The following is a 20,506-nucleotide window of genomic DNA, read 5'->3' as shown; positions in this document are numbered from 1 at the left end:
TTTCGAATTCATAGGATTTCACTCTATGATGTTGATTGTCTTTTTCCATAGGGCTTCACCCTATGCTGATGATTGTCGCCACTTCGTGGCTTTAGGATTTTAAAAAATTTTCGATAATCTTCCTTCCGTTCGGTGTTAAAATACTTTCGGGATGATACTGAACGGCGTGAATATCGTACGTTTTATGTTGCAGAGACATGATCATTCCGTTTCCGTCGATTGAAGTAATCTCTAATTCTTCCGGAAAACCGTCGGGATTTACGGCCCAACTGTGATATCTTCCGACTTCTAAATTTTCGGGTAAATCTCTTAAAAGTAACGCCTCTTTTTTAATGGTTCGTGCATTTGTTGCAACGCCGTGATAGATTTCTGTCAAATTAATCAGATTTCCGCCAAATGCTTCTGCAATGGCTTGTTGACCTAAACAAACTCCGAGAATAGATTTTGTGGGAGCGTATTTTTTTATTAAATCAATTAAAATTCCCGCTTCACTTGGAATTCCCGGTCCGGGAGAAAGCACAATTTTATCGTACTTTTCGATTTCCTCCAAACGAATTTGATCATTCCGAAAAACATTTACTTTTTCACCACTAATTTGTTCAATCATTTGAACCAAATTATACGTAAAACTATCGTAATTATCGAAGACTAATATTTTCATAATTGTATTTACTTAAATTGAGGTTGCTTTTTTAACGGCCATTTTCAGCGCATTCAGTTTATTGTTTACTTCCTGCAATTCGTTTTCTGCGGAGGATTTCGCGACAATTCCGGCTCCGGCTTGATAGTACAACGTATTGTTTTTACTTAAAAAAGTACGGATCATAATCGCTTGATTGCAGCTTCCATCAAAACCGACAAAACCGATACATCCTCCGTAAAACGAACGGGAAGTTTTCTCGTAAGAATCGATGAGCTCCATGGCTTTGTATTTTGGTGCCCCACTCAAAGTTCCCTGCGGAAAAGTCGTGGCGATCATTTCATAAGGATTTTGATTATCTTCAACTTCTGCAGTAACTTCGCTTACTAAATGAATGACGTGAGAAAAAAACTGGACTTCTTTTAACTTCGTCACCGTCGTATTTTTTCCGCAGATGCTTAAATCGTTTCGTGCCAAATCAACCAACATCGTGTGTTCGGCATTTTCCTTGACATCTTTTTTCAGATCTTCGGCAGCTTTCAAATCTTCTTCAATATTTCCGGTTCGTTTAAAAGTCCCTGCAATCGGATGAATTATCGCTTTTTTATTTTTAATAATCAACTGACTTTCCGGACTGGAACCCATTAATTTATAATCGCCGTAATCAAAGAAAAATAAATACGGAGAAGGATTAATATGTCTTAAAGCGCGGTAAACATTGAATTCATCACCATTAAATTTCTGCTCAAATCTGCGGCTCAACACCAACTGAAAAACATCTCCACGGAAACAGTGTTTTTTTGCGGTCTCCACCAGTTCGCGGTATTCTTCATCTTTTAAATTTGAAGTTTCTTCGTCAATTTTTTGAAAAGGAAAAATAGGTGCGTTTTTCTGATTGATTAAATTTTCAATTTCGGGCAGATCAGATTTTAAATCGTTAATTTTATTTTCAATAATGAACATTTCATCGTTGTAATGGTTGATTGCGATCACATATTGGTACAGACGGTAACGCAACAACGGAATTTTATTTTCTTCCGAAAGTTCTTTAAAATGGATATTTTCGAAGAAAGGAATCGCATCATAACCCGTATAACCAAAAAATCCCTGCGCTGATTTACCGATTTCTTTAGAAGGCTGTTCGCACACAAAACATTTCGTAAAGTCATTTAATAATTCGCTCAACTTCTCTTTTTCTAAAGCGATTTTTTGAGGATTCCCAAGCGGAAATTTAATTTCTGCTTCCTGAAAATTCCGGATTTCAATTCCGGCAACTGCATTGATGGCGATGAAAGAAAAATTGTTATCGGTATTTTGATTCCCGGCACTTTCGAGCAAAATCGTGTCCCGAAATTTGTCGCGCAACCGCAGGTAAATTCCGACCGGCGTGAAGAGATCGCTCATCACCGATTTTACGGTGGTTTTTATGTTGATTTTAGTATCAAAATTCATTTGACTTTTATTTTTTTTAATTATAAACTCATTGGATTGCATGATTCTGTTTTTCACTTTTGGGCATAAAAAAAGACTTCAACGGATCCCGTCAAAGTCTTTATATGTTTTTTACAAACAGAATACAAGATTTGCTTCAGACCCTAAAGGAGTTTGAATGCCACCACCAAGTATTGTTTGTTATTGAATTCATTTGTAGAGAAATATTTTTTAATTTCAAATGGAACGGTCATTATTCTTTTTAAGAAATATTTTAGACGTGTTTCATTGAGGCAAATATATAAATGTTTTTTTTATCTGCAAGTAGTTTTTTAAAAAATAAGTAACTATCCAAAAAATCAAATCCTTATTTTCAACCGCAAAAGTGGCAAAAGACAAATGAACTGAAAAGGTTTTCAAAAGACGGCAAAATGGTAAAGCCATTATTTCATGGTGCTTTTGCAAACTTTTGATTTATTTTAAAGTAAAACTTTTGTTTCTTTTGCGGTTTAAAAAATCAGACCGTTATTTACTCTTCTACATTTTTCAGCGCCATTAGTAATTGGTAAGCACCTTTTGTGACGAATTTTTTGTTTGAATTCTCTTTTTTAAAATTTAAAAGTTCGGTAAAACCATTTTCAGAATTACCGATTTCTACGGGAAACATCCGGTAAGTTTTAGGTTTTATTTCTTCGAAAACATATTGTTTTTCTTCCCAAGTGACAACCGCATCATCGGGAATAACCGTTCCATTAGCAGAATCAGCCTCGATTTCAGCATTCATAAAAGTTCCCGGAATTAAAGACAGATTATTATCTACAAAATGGCAGTGAACCAATACGCTCCGGTCGGCCGAAAAATCTTTTCCAATGATGAAAATCCGTGCTTCATATTTATTGGTTGGATTTTGATTGGTGTAGGCAAAGACTTTTTGGCCTGTTTTAATTTTATTTAAATCCTTTTCAAAAACCTTTAAAACCAAATGTAAATCGCCGGTGTTTACGATATCGAACATTTTATCCATCGGCGAAACGTATTGTCCGATATTTATATTGACCGTAGAAATATATCCTGAAATTGGTGAAACGACCGCGAAAGTACGCCGGATATTATTCGCATTTAAAGCGGTCGGACTGATTCCCATCGCGGCTAATTTCTGCGCCATTCCTTTCATCATAATTTTTTGATTCTGGCTTTCATTAAAGGCTTTTTGAGTCACTTTATCGGAACTGGCTTTGTTTGCATTCAAATCTTTTTGGCGGGAATAATCCTGCTGTGCATATTGAAGATTCGATTTTGCCAACAAATAATCCTGCTGAAGTTGAACCAATTCGGGATTTTCCAAGGTTGCCAAAATCTGTCCTTTTTTTACAAAATTCCCGGGCATAAATCTGGATACCCTCACATAACCGCCACTTGGTGCAGAAACGCTTGCCATTCCCTGCGGTGGCACGTCGATTTGGCCCGTAAGCATAATTTTGTGCGCGATATCCAGATTGCTCAACGTGTTGGTTTCAATGCCCGAATTTTTGATCTGTAAGTCAGTTAAGGTGACCTGATTTCCTTGGACGGCGCTGATTTCTTCCTGAACCGTTGCTTTTTTGGAACAGGAAAAAATCATTAAACTTAAAAGTATTAAAAGTAGTTTTCTCATTGTAAAAATTTTATTATTCAGAATCACCGCCAATCATTTTTGAGGTAATTCCTTTTCGATTTGTATTTTCGGAAATCGCGATGCCGGCAAAGTGTAAAATAACAAAAATCGGCATCCAGTAAACGGCGAGTTTGTGCGTCGTTTCTGCTAGATTCCCAAGAGATTCTGAGCCGATTTCAAATTTCAAAATACTGCCTGTAATTATTTGGACTGCGATTAAAACATAAAATCCAAGATAGATAAATCCCTGCAATTTTTCTTTAGCGGTGGTCGTTTTTAGAAACGGATTCGGAAATCTAATTCCTTTGACGATCATATAAATTATCCTTGCAATAAAGGCAAAAGTAATAATATAAGCCGCATAAACATGCCATTCAAACATGGGATCCTGAACGGAATGAACGATGGTACGAAGGCTTTGTTTATCCAGATTTAAACTCTTTATTTCCACATTTTTATTCACTGCATCAGAAATTACGGTTTTGCTCATCCAGTACATTCTCAGAAATCCGGTGGTGAATAAAACAAGCATCACTACGGCAAAAATCCAGTGAAGGACGCGGTGAAGGACGGTATATGTTTTCATTTTGATGAATTTTAAAATTAGTATTGAGTTAAACTGTTCAGTTGAATGATTTTCTCATTCAGTATTTTTTGGGTGTCGATCATTTTATTTTGAATGTCTAAACTTTGGTTGATGAGAAGAGACCATTCCAAATAATTAATTTCGCCTTCATAATACAAACGGTTGGCTGTTTTCAGGATGGTTTCGGCATTCTTTAATCCGCTGGTTTTGTAATAATCGGTTTCGCTTTTCAGTTTTTCATATTCTGAAAACAAGGATGCATATTGATTTTTAAGATTTCTGGAACCCATTTCATAATTATTTTCAGCGATTAACTGATTGATTTTCTGCCCTTCGATTAAAGATTTTTGTGCACCATTAAAAAGTGGAATTCCCACGCCAATCATTCCGGAGTGAAAACGCGCTGACCTTTCATAAAAATGATCATCTGCGCCATTTCCGTACATGCTGGAATTGTTGTAACCGATATTGAAAGTCGGCAGCAATTTCGATTTTTCCGCATTCAATTTGGCCAGTTCTATGCTTTTCTGTTGCTCGAGTTGTTTTAAAATGACCTGATTTCCGGCGTAATTCAAATCCTGATTTTCAACGTTCATTTCATAGAAACCAGAAGTTTCATTCGAATAGATTATGTCATCATTAAGCAAATAATTAAATTGATAAAGTGAAATCTCTCTATCTTTTTTCAGATTCGCCAATTGAATTTCCGCCTGACTCCGGTAATTTTCAGCGGTCGTTTTTTCCAGAATATTACTTTCTCCTTTTTTCAAACGGAGTTCGGCGCGTTTATAATAATTTATATAAATAGAATCGGCTCTCAAAAGCAATTTTTCTTTTTCATTCTGGTAATTGAGTTCATTATAAATCAAAGCGATTTCGCGCTTTAGTTGCCATTTTTGAACATCTAAACTGAGCATTGAATTTTTCCATTCTTCCAACAAAACCTGTTTTTGCGAATTATAAAACCCGGGCAATCTGAGTGTTTGATTGACGGAAAATTTATTGTCGGTATAGGCTGAATTAATCTGCCCTATTTCTCCGGAAATATTTAAAGGATCCACCACGGCGTACGATTTTTTAATCTTATCCTGGTAATCGATCCGGAGTTGTCCGTTTTTTAAGTTCAGATTATTTTTGAGGGCTTTTTCATACGCTGATTCCAGAGAAATCGGCGTTTGTGCTTTCAGTTGAACGGTAAGCAAAACTGAAAATGCTGTTATTATTTTTATAAGTTGTTTCATTTTTAATTTCTTTAAAATTTTTTTTTCCGCAAAAGAGGCAAAAGTTTTATTTTTTTTAAGTCAGTCAAAAGTTTGCAAAAAGTGCGAGAACCTTCATTCTTATCTGACTTTTTATTTTATCTAAAATCCGCAGCCCGGCTTGAGCGGAAATCCTTTTGTGAGGAGGAACGACGAGCAAAAGATTGGGAGCGGAAGACGGAAATCGCTGCCCAAAAAACACTATTCATCTTCTTTATATCCATCTTCTTCTTCACTTATTTCCTGAATTTTTTTGCGACGGTCCGGGAAATGTTCCTCAAACCAAATGTAAATTAAAGGCAATAAATAGAGCGTGAGGAAAGTCGCCAAAAGCAAACCGCCGATCACGACAGTTGCTAAAGGCCGCTGAACTTCTGCGCCTTCGCCGGTACTTAAAGCCATCGGTAAAAATCCGAGCGAGGCGACCAAAGCCGTCATTAAAACAGGACGCAATCTTATTCTTCCGCCAATTTTCACGACGTCTTTTAAATCTGAATGATGCAATTTCTGTCGGTTAAATTCAGCGATTAACACAATTCCATTCAATACGGCAACTCCGAAAAGCGCGATGAAACCGACACCTGCAGAAATACTGAAATTCATTCCCCGAATCCAGAGCGAGAGGATGCCGCCGATCATCGAAAGCGGAATTGCGGAGAAAATGAGCAAACCATATTTTACCGAATTAAAGGCGAAATACAACATCAGTAAAATGAGCAGTAAACTGATGGGAACTGCGATCATTAAACGGGATTTCGCATGTTGCAGGTTTTCAAAAGTTCCGCCATAAGAAATCGAATAACCTGGTGGAAGTTTGAACTCTTTTTCAACCACTTTCTGTAAATCTTCGACGGTTGACTGGATATCGCGGTTTCTCACATTGAAGCCGACGATGATCCTGCGCTGTGTATTTTCCCGCTGGATTTGATTGACGCTTTCTTTGAGTTCAACGGAAGCGACGGTGCTCAATGGAATTTCAGTTCCGGCAGGTGTTGCAATAAGCAAATTATTAACATCCTCTACATTTTTTCTCTTTTCGCCATCCAAACGAACCACCAAATCGAATTTCTTCTCGCCTTCGAAAACAGAACCGGTAGATTGTCCGGCAAACGCAGTATTGACGATATTATTAACGTCTTCTACATTTAAACCGAACTGTGAAAGCGCTTCTCTTTTGTAGGAAATTACAATTTGCGGCATACCGGAAACAGGTTCTACATAAATATTTTGAGCACCATTGATTTTTTTTGAGATTTCGCCTAACTTTTCTGCATACACTTTTAATGTATCCAGATCTTCGCCGTAGATTTTACAAACTACATCCTGTCTGGCACCGGTCATTAATTCGTTAAAACGCATGGCGACAGGATACTGGAAAGAATACGTAACGCCTACCATATTTTTCTTTAATTCTGCTGACATTTTTTCCGCGAGATCGTCATAGGTTTTTGCGGAAGTCCATTCTTTTCGGGGTTTCAGAATAATCATCATATCGCTGGCGTCAATCGGCATTGGATCGGTTGGGATTTCACTGCTTCCGGTTTTGCCGACAATTTTTTCGATTTCCGGGAATTTCTTCAATAAAACCTGTTGGGATTTCAAAACGGCATCCGTTGAAGTTTTCAGATTGCTTCCCGGTAAAACTCTGGTATCGACGGCAAAATCACCTTCCGGAAGAGAGGGAATAAATTCGCCGCCTAATCTTGACATTACAAATAAAGACACGAAAAATAATCCGACAACGCTAAAGAAAACCAGATTTGGAATTTTTAAAACAAAATTTAAAGTCTGGTGATAAAAGATTTCGAATTTCTCCATCATCCTGTCTGAAAAGTTTTTCTTTAAATCAATTTTTTTAGAAAGAAAGAGGGAACTCATCATTGGAATATATGTCAGTGACAGGATAAATGCTCCAAGCAGCGCGAAGATCACGGTTTGTGCCATTGGTTTGAACATTTTTCCTTCAATTCCCTGCAAAGTTAAAATTGGCAGATAGACAATAAGAATAATAATCTGTCCGAAAACCGCTGAATTCATCATGGTACTGGAAGAAGTGTACACTTCGCGATCCATAAATTCCTGAGAAATCTTTTTATCCTGAAACTTGGTTAAATGTTTGAAACGGTGCAGAATGGCTTCGACAATAATCACCGCACCATCGACAATCAAACCGAAATCCAGCGCGCCCAAACTCATTAAGTTTCCTGAAACGCCGAAAATATTCATCATAATAATCGCAAACAGCATGGCCAAAGGAATGACGGAAGCGACCAATAATCCCGCACGGAAATTTCCGAGAAATAAAACCAGTACAAAAACAACGATCAGTGCGCCTTCCAACAAGTTTTTACTGACGGTACTTATTGCGTTATTCACCATCTTGGTGCGGTCGAGAAAGGCATCTATTTTTACGCCTTCGGGAAGTGTTTTCTGGATTTCTGCGATTCTGGTTTTTACCTCCTTGATCACTTCGTTCGAATTGGCACCTTTCATCATCATGACGACCGCACCCGCAACTTCGCCTTCGCCATCATAAGTCATCGCACCATACCGAATGGCTTTTCCGTACTGGACTTTTGCAATATTTTTAATAAGGACAGGCGTTCCGTCAGCCAAATTCTTGACCACTGTATTTTCAATATCCGGAATTTTATTCATCAAACCTTCTGTGCGGATAAATAAAACGCTGGGGCCTTTTTCAATGTAGGCACCACCGGTATTTTGATTATTTTTTTGCAAAGCATTAAAAACTTCCGAAATCGTTACGCCCATCGATTTTAAAACAGCAGGATTTACAGCAACTTCATACTGTTTTAAATAGCCACCAAAGCTGGCGACATCTGCAACGCCGGGAGTTCCGAGCAATTGCCGGCGGACAATCCAATCCTGAATGGTTCGCAATTCCATCGGATTATAACGGTGTTCGTACCCTTTTTTCGGCCGGACAACATATTGATAAATTTCTCCTAAACCGGTGGAAATCGGCGCCATTTGTGGAACGCCCAAATTGGTGGGAATATCTTTGGAAACCTGTTGCAGTCTTTCTGCAAACTGCTGACGTGCGACCAACAGATCAACATCATCATGAAAAACAATGGTAATTACAGATAAACCAAAGCGTGAAAAACTCCGCATTTCTTTGATTCCCTGAATATTGTAATTAATCTGTTCTAAAGGAAAAGTGATAAAACGTTCTACATCCGGCGCACCCAAACTTGGGGAAACCGTAATAATCTGAACCTGATTATCGGTGATATCAGGCACCGCATCGATGGGCAATTTTCTGAGTTCGAACAGTCCATAAACAATTAAACCAAGCGTCATTAAAATGATAATCAGTTTATTTTTTATAGAAAATTCTATAATTTTATTAAGCATATTTCTTTTAATTAAAAGCGCTGATAGAGCCATAAACTCCATCAGCACTAAGTTTAATCATGGTCTCTATCACTTGTTTTTTTGTCGTCGGTTCCGATACTTTCCTGTTGATTTGCAGAAAAACCGCTTCTTATTTCAGTATGCCGAATTTCTCCACCAGTTGTCCCTGCTTTCTGAGCAAAAAATAAGGTTATAATTGCGAGTAAACCAACAATATAAGGAGCAAATCTGGAAATTGAATAATTTTTCCAACTTGAAAAAAGTGCAAGAAGCGAAAAACCGCCTGTAACGTAAGAAAAACCTGCAAAAAGTTCTGCTGCTTCTTCATGAATATGAATAAGATCTTTGGAAACTCCCTGTAGTTTTTCTATAGCATCTTCAGTATTTTCACCGGTAGCCATTGCCGCAATAGACGCCAAAGCCCCCAGAATAAAAATAGTATAGCCATTGCGTTTTTTAACTTCGGATTTTGTAAAAATTCCGAGAAAAAGTATGATGATTCCCACAATAGGAAATATGATAGGCAAATGATTTACAACCAAATGCAGATGTGAATTTTTCATCGTTTTAATTTAAGATTAAAGATTAAGTAAGGTCAATTACCGTCGAAACCTAAAGATTTGACCTGAAAATTTGCACTGAAAATTTTAAATTAAATTTTGGGAGGTTCCCAGATTTTAGAAAAAACAGAAGGGTAATATTTCTCAGAATAAGAAAAATTGCTGGAACGGTCTACGAAAATTGAACCATGTGGAATATTTAGAATCGGTCGTTCAGGTGGAATATTGAGATTAACAACAGTACTTGAAAAATCATGCGTTTTGAACGGGAGTTTCATATCCTGTTTATAGTCACTGTCTTTCGCCTGTTCATCAATATAATGCATTTTGAAAAATGCGAAAACCGACATTTCTGAATTGGAAAGTTTATGTGAAATAAAATGTTCGATCAGGTTGGGAATTTTCGCTAATTGTCTCACCTCACTAAAAGAAGTGAGATAAGTAAATAACAAAAAATAAACAACCCATTTTTTCACTGTACAAATTTAACAAAATTTGACTACAGAAGAGAATAATGTGAAGATTTGGAATGAATACAAATAAAAATCATGCTTTTCGAAATGAAATCTCAAAAATATAAGGCACATTAAAAATGAAAAAAGTACAGTTTTGCTAAATTTCGCAGTGAATTGCAGGGTTCTTTTCATAGCGAAAAATTTACTAAATTTGCAGACTTAAAATAGCAAGAAAAATGCAGTTATCAGAACAGGAAATCATCAGAAGAGAAAAGCTACAAACCCTCGAAAAAATGGGAATTAACGCTTTTCCGGCCGAAGAATATAAAATTACAGAAACCACCAAAACCATCAAGCAGGATTTTGTTGAAGGTAAAAAAGTTACGATTGCAGGCCGATTGATGAGCCGGAGAATTCAGGGGAAAGCAAGTTTTGCTGAACTTCAGGATTCGGAAGGTAAAATCCAGGTTTATTTTAACCGTGACGAAATCTGTACTGGTGAAGACAAAACGCTTTATAACGACGTTTACAAACACCTTTTAGATATTGGTGACATTATCGGAATCGAAGGTGAACTCTTCAACACCCAGGTTGGTGAAATGACGGTAAAAGTGACCAATTTCAAAATTTTAACCAAAGCCTTACGTCCGCTCCCATTACCGAAAGTGGATGCCGACGGAAATATTTTTGATGGATTCAACGATCCTGAACTTCGGTACCGACAAAGGTATGTAGATTTAGTGGTCAATCCGCAAGTGAAAGAAGTTTTCATTAAAAGAACAAAACTGTTCAATGCAATGCGGACTTACTTTAATAATGCAGGATATTTCGAAGTGGAAACCCCGATTTTACAGGCGATTCCAGGAGGAGCTGCAGCAAAACCATTTATCACGCATCACAATGCTTTAGACATTCCATTGTATTTAAGGATTGCTAACGAACTTTATCTGAAAAGACTGATTGTTGGTGGATTCGACGGTGTTTACGAATTCTCGAAAAACTTTAGAAATGAAGGAATGGACAGAACGCACAATCCGGAATTTACCGCAATGGAAATTTACGTTGCTTACAAAGACTACAACTGGATGATGGATTTCACGGAAAAACTGTTGGAATTTTCTGCCATCCAAGTTAACGGAACTACAGATTCTACTTTTGGCGAACATACCATCAGCTGGAAAGCGCCATATCCAAGGATTTCGATGACAGAAGCGATTCAGAAATTTACAGGATTCGATATCACCGGAAAAACTGAACAGGAACTGTTTGATTTTGCAAGATCAATTGGTGTTGAAGTGAATGAAACGATGGGGAAAGGAAAACTGATTGATGAAATTTTCGGTGAGAAATGCGAGGGAAACTTTATCCAGCCGACTTTCATTACCGACTACCCTATCGAAATGTCGCCATTAACAAAGAAACACAGAAGCAAGGAAGGTTTAACAGAACGTTTTGAACTAATGGTGTGCGGAAAAGAAATCGCCAATGCCTATTCGGAATTAAATGACCCGATCGACCAGAGAGAACGTTTTGAAGAACAGTTAAAACTTGCAGCAAAAGGAGATGACGAAGCAGGCCAGTTTATCGATGAAGACTTCCTGAGAGCTTTAGAATACGGTATGCCTCCAACTTCAGGACTGGGAATCGGAATGGACCGTTTGATCATGTTTTTAACGAACAATCCATCGATTCAGGAAGTTTTATTCTTCCCGCAAATGAAACCGGAAAAAGCCGCTCCAACTTTCGAACTGGATGAAGATGAAAAAAAGATATTGGAAATTTTGAAAAGTCAGGAAGAACCCTTGAATCTGGCACTTGTAAAAGTGAAAAGTGAACTTTCCGGAAAAAAATGGGACAAAGCTTCCAAAAACTTAACCAAGTATAATTTGGTCAAAGTGGAAAAAATTGACGATATTGTATTGATGAAATTAGTATAATCATCTAAAAAACAGTATTATGAAAAGAAATGCAACAGCCATTTGGCAAGGCTCAGGTAAGGAAGGAAAAGGAACACTTACCACTCAAAGTACGGTTTTGAACCAGACACAGTACTCTTACAATTCCCGTTTCGAAGAAGGCGTGGGAACAAATCCTGAAGAATTGATTGCCGCAGCTCACGCCGGTTGTTTCAACATGGCTTTGTCTTTTAAAATTGACGCAGCAGGCTTTAAAGCAGAAAACTTAGAAACGAGATGTGTCATCAATTTAGATCCAACAAAAGGTGAAATTACAGAATCAAGTTTAACCCTGACCGCAAATGTTCCGGGAATTTCAAAAGAAAAATTTGATGAATTAGTTGCGGATGCAGAAAAAAACTGTCCGATTTCGAAATTATTAAATACTGAAATTAAAGTGAACGCAACTTTGGTTTAATTCAATTTAAAATCATTTTACAGATTCAAATCCTCAAACTTTTGAGGATTTTTTCGTGAAGAAGATCTGCAATTTTATAGGTTCTTTAACTTTTATATTCCGGCGGAATTCAGTATCTTTGTTAGCCTTTTGAAATGGAGTATTTACACTCCTTTTTTCAGCAAACTTTAATTAAAATGTATTTAAAATTCAAAGCCAGTTCGCTTTGATGAACAGTAAAAATATGAGCCAAAAAGAATATACAGCGAGTAGCATACAAGCGTTAGAAGGAATGGAGCATGTGAGAATGCGGCCATCAATGTACATCGGAGATGTAGGATCCAGAGGTCTGCATCATTTGGTCTATGAAGTAATCGACAACTCTATTGATGAAGCCCTGGCAGGACACTGCGACACAATCTCTGTAGTAATCCACGAAGGCGAATCCATCAGTGTAAAAGATAATGGCCGTGGTATTCCGGTAGATTTCCATGAAAAAGAGCAAAAATCTGCTCTGGAAGTGGTAATGACCAAGATCGGCGCCGGTGGAAAATTCGATAAAGATTCTTACAAAGTTTCCGGCGGTCTTCACGGGGTGGGAGTTTCCTGTGTGAATGCACTTTCTAATTCGCTGATTGCGACTGTTTACAAAGACGGTAAAATTTATCAGCAAAAATACTCCAAAGGAAAAGCACTGGCAGATGTCGCAGAAATCGGAACCACTACTGAAAGAGGAACAGAAGTTTTCTTCCAACCGGATGATACGATTTTCCAGGAATTGGTTTATAACTACGATACTTTAGCAAGCAGACTCCGCGAACTTTCTTATCTGAATAAAGGCATCACCATCACTTTGACGGATGAAAGAGTTGTAGATGAAGAAGGCGTACAGAAACATGACACTTTCCACTCTGAAGGTGGTTTAAAAGAGTTTGTAGAATACATCGACGGAAACCGTGAAAGCATTATGAATAATGTAATTTTCATGGAAGGTGAAAAAGACAGTATTCCTGTGGAAGTTGCGATGAGATACAACACTTCTTATACCGAGAACCTGCATTCTTACGTCAATAATATCAATACCCATGAAGGAGGAACTCACCTTGCAGGTTTCAGAAGAGCATTAACGAGAACATTAAAGAAATTTGCTGATGAACTAGGACTTCCTGCAAAAGAAAAAGTAGAAGTTACCGGAGATGATTTCCGTGAGGGATTAACTGCAGTAATTTCGGTAAAAGTAATGGAACCTCAGTTCGAAGGCCAAACCAAAACAAAATTAGGGAACTCAGAAGTTTCCGGTGCGGTTGATAAAATCGTGGGTGAAATGCTTTCTAATTTCTTAGAAGAAAATCCTAACGAAGCCAAACTCATCGTACAAAAAGTAGTTCTTGCGGCAAAAGCAAGACAGGCTGCGAAAAAAGCAAGAGAGCTTGTTCAGCGTAAATCGCCGATGGGCGGAAGTGGACTTCCGGGAAAACTTTCTGACTGTTCTTCCAAAGATCCTGCTATTTCTGAACTGTTCCTGGTCGAGGGAGATTCGGCAGGTGGAACTGCAAAACAAGGCCGTGACCGACATTTTCAGGCAATCCTTCCTTTGCGTGGTAAAATCCTGAACGTAGAGAAATCAATGGTTCACAAAGTGTACGACAACGAAGAAATCAAGAATATCTATACCGCACTTGGCGTTTCTGTAGGAACTGAAGAAGACAGCAAAGCTCTGAATATCGCAAAATTACGTTACCATAAAGTGGTGATTATGACCGATGCGGATATCGACGGAGCGCACATTTCGACTTTGATCCTCACCTTTTTCTTTAGATATATGAAGGAATTAATCGAGAACGGATATATCTATATCGCTCAACCTCCTTTATACTTATTGAAAAAAGGAAACAAAAAAATCTATGCTTACAACGAGAAAGAACGCGAAGAGGTTACTCTTGAATTGTCGCCAGACGGAAAAGGTGTAGAAGTTCAGCGTTATAAAGGTCTTGGGGAAATGAACCCGGAACAGCTTTGGGATACTACTTTGAATCCTGAACGCAGAATCCTGAAACAAGTTACCATTGAAAGTTTAGCCGAGGCAGACAACGTTTTCTCAATGTTAATGGGTGACGAAGTACCACCAAGAAGAGATTTCATCGAGAAAAACGCGATTTATGCGAAAATTGATGTTTAATCGTCTTTAATAAATTCTTAAAAAGCTGTTCATGTATTTGAACAGCTTTTTTTATGGTATCACTACTATGAATTAAAGATACGTGAGAATTTAATTCATTTTCTGAAATAATATTATATATTTGATAAAACTTAAAATAATATACTATGATGACTTTATTACAGACTAATCCTTACGATGGAATGAATTCCGGCGATGTAGCAGGCACTATGGCCATGGGCTTCGGAATGCTTATTTTCTATTTATTTGTCTATTTATTCTTTTCGTTCTGTCTCTACAAAATTTTTCAAAAAGCAGGAAGAGAAGATGCCTGGGCAGCATTTATTCCAATTTACAACTCTATTGTTTTGCTTGACATCATTAAAAAACCCATTTGGTGGTTTATTCTTTTGATGGTTCCATTTGTCAACATTATTTTTGGAATTATAGTAGCAGACCGCTTATCCAAATTTTTCGGTAAAGATACTTTGATGACGGTACTTTTGGTGATATTACCATTTATCGGTTTTCCGGTTCTCGCTTTCGGTGATTCAGTTTATAACCCAAATGCTTTGCCTGACGACAGAAAATAATGATGAGAATTTTTGTAAGAAGCCGTCAAATTGACGGTTTTTTTTCAAACCTTAAAATTTGAATTTCCGTTTTTATAAGTTATATATTTTTATTAAATTTCAGAATGAAAAATTTACTGGCCATATCAGTCGCATTTGCAGTTTTATTAATGAGTTGTAACAAAGAAAAATCTACAGCAGAAACGTCGAATGGAACCGTTGAAAAAATCACTTCTACCACCGGCAACTTTCCGCTTGATTCCGTGAAAGTGAACGATTCGCTAAAAATTGACCAAAACCTCACCGTCAAATTTCAGTCTAAAATATTGGTTTTTCCGACTCTTAAAAACAAAGCACTTTTAGATTCTATTTATGCGCCAAAAGAAATTCGGTTAACCGAATATTCCAAGGCCAATATCGCGGATGCATTAGATCTGAAAATGAAAGAATTTTACGAAGAAGAGAAGAATGCCTTACAGGATTACAAACCCGAATTCGCCCAGAACTGGGAAAAAAATTCGAATATGAATCTGTTTTCTCACCGAAATAATTTCCTGACTGTTCAGTACACCGGCGATGGCTATACGGGTGGCGCTCACGGTTATTATTTTGAAACTTATAAAGTTTTTGATTTACAGAACAATAAAACGCTCCATTTATCAGATATTGTTGCCAATCAGGACTCGAAGATCTGGGATCCGATTTTAATGAATAATTTCATCCAAAATGACGGAGGAAAAGGACAATTTGAAATGCTTTTGGTGAAACAAATTCCACTTAACAACAATTTTTATTTTGATGATAAAAATCTCTATTTCCTCTATAACCAGTATGAAATCACGGCGTATGCTGCGGGTACGGTTTTAATCAAAGTTCCTCTTTCGGATATCAAACTACTTTTAACAGACGAGTTCATCAAACGACAAAATTTATAATATTTCCTAAAAGCAGGTTTTTATCGCCTGCTTTTTCTATTTTTGCCAACCATGAAGAATGTCGCCTTTATTATCAATCCTTTTTCTGCAAAGAAAAACTACCAGCCTTTTTTAGATTCCCTTCAAAAACAGGTTAAAAATCCGCATTTCTACATCTCAGAATCTTTAGAAGGAACTGAGCAGTTCATCAGTGAAAATTTTGCAAATATTGATATTTTTGTTGCCGTAGGTGGCGACGGAACTATTTCTTCAGTCGCGAAGCAGTTGATTAATACCGGTAAAATTCTGGCCATTTTTCCGGCAGGTTCAGGAAACGGATTTTCAAATGAGACGAATTTTACTAAAAATTTGGCTGAACTTTTAGCAAAAATCAGAGCCAATAAATACCGGGAAATCGACACTTTTAAAGTGAATGACCGGCTTTCAATTAATGTTTCAGGAACGGGTTTCGACGGAAAAGTAGTGAAGGAATTTGAAAAAACCAGCCGCGGTTTTAAAAACTATATTAAAACTTCGATAAAAACTTTCTTTCATTACAAACCGATCCAAGTGAAATTTCCGTCAGAACAGTTTAAGAAACACAATGGCGAATATTTAATGTTAAACGTTGCCAATACGCGACAGTTCGGGAATAATGCTTATATCGCTCCGCATGCAAGTACGGTGGATGGTTTGGCAGAAATTGTTCTGGTGAAAAAATTCCCTTTACGTCATGGTGCCGCATTTGCCTTCAGAATGTTTTCGAAAACGTTGAAGGAAAACAAATATGTAACTTTCCTTTCTGTCCCTGAAATTGATTTTACGGTGGATACCAAAGACTGGCATTTAGACGGTGAATACAATGAAATCGACTCCCCTGTTCATATTAAAGTCTTACCGAAAAGTCTGAAGATTCTGATCTGATAAAACCGAAAAGTATTTATTTTTAGTTAAAACGAATCTTAAAGAGTATTTTACTTTAAGCAACAAAGTCTTATTCAAAAGTTCCTCAGGGTTTGCTAATTTCCAATTTCCGAAGGAAATCTTACTGCACTTAATTCTTTCATAAAAAGCTTAATGGTTAATTTTGGAATATAAAAATCACACATCCTGCAATCCTTTTTTATACGTTTCCAAAGCCCGCAAACGCGCAAACCTGTGCTCTACAACCGGTTCCGGATAATCTTTTGTTCCGAATTCTTTCACCCATTTTTTAATATATTTAAAATCAGGATCGAATTTTTTCTGCTGTTCTTCCGGATTGAAAACCCTGAAATACGGAGCCGAATCACAACCAGTTCCTGCACTCCACTGCCAGTTTCCATTATTCGCAGATAAATCGTAATCCAATAATTTTTCCGCAAAATAGGCTTCACCAATTCGCCAGTCCATTAAAAGATGTTTGGTGAAAAAACTTGCACAAACCATTCTTACGCGGTTGTGCATCAAACCTGTTTCGTTGAGTTCCCGCATTCCGGCATCTACAAGTGGATATCCGGTCTTTCCTTCCTGCCATTTCCGGAGAAGTTCTCCATCATATAACCAGGTAATATGATCGTATTTTCTTTTGAAAGATTCTGTAACCACTTTCGGAAAATGATAAAGAATCTGCATAAAAAATTCCCGCCAGATCAATTCCTTTAAATAAGTCTCATTCAGCTTTCTGGCTTCAGCAGCCAGCTTCCTAATGCTCACTGTTCCGAAACGAAGGTGAACACTCATTTCAGAAGTTGGCGTCGATGGAAAATTGCGGGTTTCGTGATAATTCTTCAAAATTTCACGATTGATGGCAGGAGCTTGAAACTGATAAGTTGTCTTTTTGAATCCTATTTTTTGCAGGGAAATTTCCTGTTTTTCTACATCAAGTAAATGATGAAGGAGTTTCTCACTGGGATAAGACTCCTCTTCTTCATCACTATACATTTTTAACCACTGCTTCGAATAGGGCGTGTAAATCGTGTACGGACTTCCGTCGGACTTTAAAATATCGCCTTTGTGAAAAAGGACCTGATCTTTAAAGGACTGAAATCCAATATTTTTTTCAGTGAAGAACTGCGCAATTTCATCATCTCTTTTAATGGCTTGCGGTTCATAATCTTCATTGCAGAAAACTTTTTCTATGTCGTAATTCTCAATAAGTTCTTTAAATACATTTAAAGGTTCCCCATGAAGAATTTTAATTGATTTTCCGGATTTTTCTAAAAACTGATTCAGAATCTGCAAAACCTGAACAATAAAATCGACTCGTTTATCTTCTTTATTTTCAAGTTTCGAAAGAATTTCGGTATCGAAAATAAAAATGGGTAAAACGTTTTCAGCAGATTGAAGCGCTTCAAATAATCCGTGATTATCAGACAATCTCAAATCTCTTCTGAACCAAAAAACAGAAATTTTATCAGTCATGATCTACCATTTGAAGGATTCTTACCAATTCTTCATTTTTAAAATTCGTGTAAACGGTGTGGTGAAAAGTGTTGAGCTTTTTCAAATAATTCAGCAAATTTCCTTTCTCTTCCCCGTTGAGTTTTCCGCACATAATTTTAGAGACGATGGTAATATCTTTCATCGATTCCAGGAAAACTTTTTTTCCTTTTTCGGTTACCGAAATCCGGGTGCTTCTTTTATCATTTTGATCAGGACTTTCAATTAAGAGACCATTTTTTACCAATCTTTTGATAATTTCGATGCCGGTTTGTTTTTCATGGGCATTTTTTTCGATGAGCTGCATTTTGGTCAGCGACGGATAATCCATCATTCTGAAAAGATAGGTAAAATCTTCATTGACCAAATTAGGATTATCCTCCAAAGACTTTCGGATCAACTGTTTAGAATATCTACCAAGCATAATTACCTGTTTGGCAATTTCGTTTTCAAGATCGTACACTTCCAGATCAAACTTTTCGGTTAAATTTCTGGGGGTTTCTTTTTCGTAGGCTTTTTCATTCAGATACATTCTGAAATCTTCCAGCGTTTTTTGACTTCCCGGCTGAATTTTCTGAAAAGAATCGAGTTCTTTTAAAATCTCTATAATTAAATTTAATTCCATAACTTTTTAAAGTTTAATATTTCCCAGACCGCCGTCAACTCCAATAATTTGGGCTGTGATCCACGAACTTTTATCTGAAAGCAGAAACTCAACGAGTTGCGCACTATCGTCTGGCAAACCGATTCTTTGCAACGGATGTCTTTTTGCCGAGGCTTCTCTTTTCTCTTCAGTGGAAAGAAGTTGCGCCGCCAATGCCGTATCCGAAAGCGAAGGCGCAATGACATTCACCCTTATTTTCGCAGAAGCCAGTTCGGCAGCCAGGCTCTTTGCAAAACCTTCGATTGCTCCTTTACTTGCTGCAACTGAAGTATGAAATGGCATTCCTACTTTGGCCGCAACCGTTGAAAAAAGAACGATACTTGCCGATTTCGATTTCTTCAAAGCCGGCAGACATTTCTGAATAATTTTCACCGCACCCATCAGATTCTGATTAAAGTCTGCCAAAAAATCTGCTTCTGAAAGACGGTTAAACGGTTTCAAATTAATCGATCCGGGACAAAAAACAAGACCGTGCAATTCATCAGGTAAAGATACTTCACTTAGATCATTTTTGGATATATCCAGCTGAAAAAAATGAGTTCCTAAACTTTCCAGTTCTGGAGTGAGATTTCGGGAAATGGTGTACAGATTTTCATCTTTTAAAAGCTGCGCAGATTTTAGTCCAATTCCTTTTCCGGCACCTATGATCAGTATATTTTTCATGGTCAACAGTCGTTATTTATGGATTTATTTTTTTTACATTTTTCACTACAAAACTTTACCTTCTCCCAATCTTTTTCCCATTTTTTGCGCCAGGAAAAAGGCCTTTGACAAGTCTGATAAATCTTCACCGGCAAATGTTCTTTCTTCACATTTCTCACTGAAACTCAAATTAATTTTAAGGTTTTGCATAAGGCAACTGCGTAATAAATTCACCGCTGTAATAAGCATCCAGACCACCACTTAACAATAAGTGATCCGGCTTTACCAAGCCATCTTCTGCCAATCTGTTTTTTTGAAGATACAGGCTTTCGATGCTTCCAATAATCATTTTGGTTTTATTAATCTCGATATCTAAAATTTGCTGCAGTTTCATTTCTATTTTAATGGGAGCTTCTTTTACAAATGGAGAAAAGCAGTTTTCCAAATATTCCGCAGTCAAACCAACTTCCGCAAACTCTGAGACCTCTTTTGGATAACGCGCCGAAGTCTGATGCGCCTGTTTCACCCACTGTTTATCAATGAAATTTAAAGTATAACTTTCGGTTTCTCTGATATTTTCCAAAGTATCCCGATCCACAGAATCCGGTCTTGAAATCAACCCAAACAAAGGTGGATTTGCACCCAAATGAATCAACGAACTGAAAACCGCCAGATTTTCGTAATCACTTTTAGATTTGGTTCCAACCAAAACAACCTGACGAATTCCCGCTAAAGAATTAACCAATTTTACCCGGTAAAGTTTTTCACTTTCCAAAATCTGATCGCGGTTAATACTTAAAATCTCGTCCTCCTTATCCAT

19 protein-coding genes are annotated in these 20,506 nt (G+C 37.3%); 6 read left to right on the top strand and 13 right to left on the bottom strand.

Annotated elements, in window-relative coordinates; translation table 11 throughout:
- Positions 1–91: 91 nt before the first annotated feature.
- From QF004_RS11095 to QF004_RS11060, 8 genes are all read right to left on the bottom strand, one after another.
- Positions 92–661: an aminodeoxychorismate/anthranilate synthase component II gene (locus tag QF004_RS11095; protein ID WP_307426255.1), complete on the bottom strand. Its 570-nt coding sequence runs from the start codon at positions 659–661 to the stop codon at positions 92–94.
- A 12-nt stretch (positions 662–673) separates the two neighbouring features.
- A complete protein-coding gene (locus tag QF004_RS11090; RefSeq protein ID WP_307426253.1) occupies positions 674–2,092 on the bottom strand; it encodes an anthranilate synthase component I family protein in 1,419 nt (472 codons plus the stop codon).
- 508 nt (positions 2,093–2,600) lie between these two features.
- On the bottom strand, positions 2,601–3,725 hold the full coding sequence (locus QF004_RS11085) for an efflux RND transporter periplasmic adaptor subunit (protein ID WP_307426250.1): 1,125 nt from the start codon (positions 3,723–3,725) through the stop codon (positions 2,601–2,603).
- A gap of 13 nt (positions 3,726–3,738) precedes the next feature.
- The gene (locus QF004_RS11080; protein WP_307426248.1) at positions 3,739–4,311 is read right to left on the bottom strand and encodes a cytochrome b/b6 domain-containing protein; all 573 of its coding nucleotides are present in this window, start codon (positions 4,309–4,311) and stop codon (positions 3,739–3,741) included.
- A gap of 17 nt (positions 4,312–4,328) precedes the next feature.
- A complete protein-coding gene (locus QF004_RS11075) occupies positions 4,329–5,552 on the bottom strand; it encodes a TolC family protein (RefSeq protein WP_307426244.1) in 1,224 nt (407 codons plus the stop codon).
- A 219-nt stretch (positions 5,553–5,771) separates the two neighbouring features.
- Positions 5,772–8,948 carry an efflux RND transporter permease subunit gene (locus tag QF004_RS11070; protein WP_307426241.1) on the bottom strand — a complete coding sequence of 1,059 codons (3,177 nt, stop codon included), beginning with the start codon at positions 8,946–8,948 and terminating at the stop codon, positions 5,772–5,774.
- A gap of 53 nt (positions 8,949–9,001) precedes the next feature.
- Entirely contained in the window at positions 9,002–9,511 is a 510-nt protein-coding gene (locus QF004_RS11065; RefSeq protein ID WP_307426238.1) for a hypothetical protein, read from the bottom strand.
- Positions 9,512–9,600: 89 nt separating this feature from the next.
- Complete coding sequence (locus QF004_RS11060) at positions 9,601–9,984, bottom strand: hypothetical protein (RefSeq protein WP_133440286.1); 384 nt, start codon at positions 9,982–9,984, stop codon at positions 9,601–9,603.
- A gap of 215 nt (positions 9,985–10,199) precedes the next feature.
- On the opposite strand from QF004_RS11060, the gene lysS reads away from it, so the two are divergent.
- From lysS to QF004_RS11030, 6 genes are all read left to right on the top strand, one after another.
- On the top strand, positions 10,200–11,900 hold the full coding sequence (gene lysS / locus QF004_RS11055) for a lysine--tRNA ligase (protein WP_307426234.1): 1,701 nt from the start codon (positions 10,200–10,202) through the stop codon (positions 11,898–11,900).
- 19 nt (positions 11,901–11,919) lie between these two features.
- On the top strand, positions 11,920–12,336 hold the full coding sequence (locus tag QF004_RS11050; protein ID WP_133440284.1) for an OsmC family protein: 417 nt from the start codon (positions 11,920–11,922) through the stop codon (positions 12,334–12,336).
- A gap of 223 nt (positions 12,337–12,559) precedes the next feature.
- Entirely contained in the window at positions 12,560–14,494 is a 1,935-nt protein-coding gene (gene gyrB, locus QF004_RS11045) for a DNA topoisomerase (ATP-hydrolyzing) subunit B (protein ID WP_133440283.1), read from the top strand.
- 146 nt (positions 14,495–14,640) lie between these two features.
- Entirely contained in the window at positions 14,641–15,066 is a 426-nt protein-coding gene (locus QF004_RS11040; RefSeq protein WP_307426225.1) for a DUF5684 domain-containing protein, read from the top strand.
- Between the two features lie 104 nt (positions 15,067–15,170).
- The gene (locus QF004_RS11035; protein ID WP_133440281.1) at positions 15,171–15,980 is read left to right on the top strand and encodes a DUF3298 and DUF4163 domain-containing protein; all 810 of its coding nucleotides are present in this window, start codon (positions 15,171–15,173) and stop codon (positions 15,978–15,980) included.
- 51 nt (positions 15,981–16,031) lie between these two features.
- The gene (locus QF004_RS11030) at positions 16,032–16,883 is read left to right on the top strand and encodes a diacylglycerol kinase family protein (protein WP_307426221.1); all 852 of its coding nucleotides are present in this window, start codon (positions 16,032–16,034) and stop codon (positions 16,881–16,883) included.
- A gap of 177 nt (positions 16,884–17,060) precedes the next feature.
- Here QF004_RS11030 and QF004_RS11025 read toward each other — a convergent pair whose 3' ends face one another.
- From QF004_RS11025 to QF004_RS11005, 5 genes are read right to left on the bottom strand one after another with little or no spacing between them, the layout of a single operon-like run.
- On the bottom strand, positions 17,061–18,362 hold the full coding sequence (locus tag QF004_RS11025) for a deoxyribodipyrimidine photo-lyase (protein ID WP_307426218.1): 1,302 nt from the start codon (positions 18,360–18,362) through the stop codon (positions 17,061–17,063).
- Entirely contained in the window at positions 18,355–19,005 is a 651-nt protein-coding gene (locus tag QF004_RS11020; RefSeq protein WP_133440278.1) for a MarR family winged helix-turn-helix transcriptional regulator, read from the bottom strand. The genes QF004_RS11025 and QF004_RS11020 overlap by 8 nt, the downstream gene beginning before the upstream one ends.
- A gap of 6 nt (positions 19,006–19,011) precedes the next feature.
- Positions 19,012–19,707, bottom strand: coding sequence for an SDR family NAD(P)-dependent oxidoreductase (locus QF004_RS11015; protein ID WP_307426212.1), 696 nt, complete (start codon positions 19,705–19,707; stop codon positions 19,012–19,014).
- A 2-nt stretch (positions 19,708–19,709) separates the two neighbouring features.
- Entirely contained in the window at positions 19,710–19,856 is a 147-nt protein-coding gene (locus QF004_RS11010) for a DUF2256 domain-containing protein (RefSeq protein ID WP_307426209.1), read from the bottom strand.
- Positions 19,857–19,882: 26 nt separating this feature from the next.
- Positions 19,883–20,506: a flavin reductase family protein gene (locus QF004_RS11005; RefSeq protein ID WP_307426206.1), complete on the bottom strand. Its 624-nt coding sequence runs from the start codon at positions 20,504–20,506 to the stop codon at positions 19,883–19,885.

The sequence above is a fragment of the Chryseobacterium sp. MDT2-18 genome (genome assembly GCF_030815285.1).
GTDB classification, from domain to species: Bacteria; Bacteroidota; Bacteroidia; order Flavobacteriales; family Weeksellaceae; genus Kaistella; species Kaistella salivictor.
This window is presented reverse-complemented; position numbering and strand designations above follow the sequence as displayed.

What these genes read in the sequence shown, in the direction of transcription:
- QF004_RS11095 (WP_307426255.1), bottom strand. Translation starts at nt 661, where the DNA reads ATGAAAATATTAGTCTTCGATAATTACGATAGTTTTACGTATAATTTG.
- QF004_RS11090 (WP_307426253.1), bottom strand. Translation starts at nt 2,092, where the DNA reads ATGAATTTTGATACTAAAATCAACATAAAAACCACCGTAAAATCGGTG.
- QF004_RS11085 (WP_307426250.1), bottom strand. Translation starts at nt 3,725, where the DNA reads ATGAGAAAACTACTTTTAATACTTTTAAGTTTAATGATTTTTTCCTGT.
- QF004_RS11080 (WP_307426248.1), bottom strand. Translation starts at nt 4,311, where the DNA reads ATGAAAACATATACCGTCCTTCACCGCGTCCTTCACTGGATTTTTGCC.
- QF004_RS11075 (WP_307426244.1), bottom strand. Translation starts at nt 5,552, where the DNA reads ATGAAACAACTTATAAAAATAATAACAGCATTTTCAGTTTTGCTTACC.
- QF004_RS11070 (WP_307426241.1), bottom strand. Translation starts at nt 8,948, where the DNA reads ATGCTTAATAAAATTATAGAATTTTCTATAAAAAATAAACTGATTATC.
- QF004_RS11065 (WP_307426238.1), bottom strand. Translation starts at nt 9,511, where the DNA reads ATGAAAAATTCACATCTGCATTTGGTTGTAAATCATTTGCCTATCATA.
- lysS (WP_307426234.1), top strand. Translation starts at nt 10,200, where the DNA reads ATGCAGTTATCAGAACAGGAAATCATCAGAAGAGAAAAGCTACAAACC.
- QF004_RS11050 (WP_133440284.1), top strand. Translation starts at nt 11,920, where the DNA reads ATGAAAAGAAATGCAACAGCCATTTGGCAAGGCTCAGGTAAGGAAGGA.
- gyrB (WP_133440283.1), top strand. Translation starts at nt 12,560, where the DNA reads ATGAGCCAAAAAGAATATACAGCGAGTAGCATACAAGCGTTAGAAGGA.
- QF004_RS11040 (WP_307426225.1), top strand. Translation starts at nt 14,641, where the DNA reads ATGATGACTTTATTACAGACTAATCCTTACGATGGAATGAATTCCGGC.
- QF004_RS11035 (WP_133440281.1), top strand. Translation starts at nt 15,171, where the DNA reads ATGAAAAATTTACTGGCCATATCAGTCGCATTTGCAGTTTTATTAATG.
- QF004_RS11030 (WP_307426221.1), top strand. Translation starts at nt 16,032, where the DNA reads ATGAAGAATGTCGCCTTTATTATCAATCCTTTTTCTGCAAAGAAAAAC.
- QF004_RS11025 (WP_307426218.1), bottom strand. Translation starts at nt 18,362, where the DNA reads ATGACTGATAAAATTTCTGTTTTTTGGTTCAGAAGAGATTTGAGATTG.
- QF004_RS11020 (WP_133440278.1), bottom strand. Translation starts at nt 19,005, where the DNA reads ATGGAATTAAATTTAATTATAGAGATTTTAAAAGAACTCGATTCTTTT.
- QF004_RS11015 (WP_307426212.1), bottom strand. Translation starts at nt 19,707, where the DNA reads ATGAAAAATATACTGATCATAGGTGCCGGAAAAGGAATTGGACTAAAA.
- QF004_RS11005 (WP_307426206.1), bottom strand. Translation starts at nt 20,506, where the DNA reads ATGGATAAGGAGGACGAGATTTTAAGTATTAACCGCGATCAGATTTTG.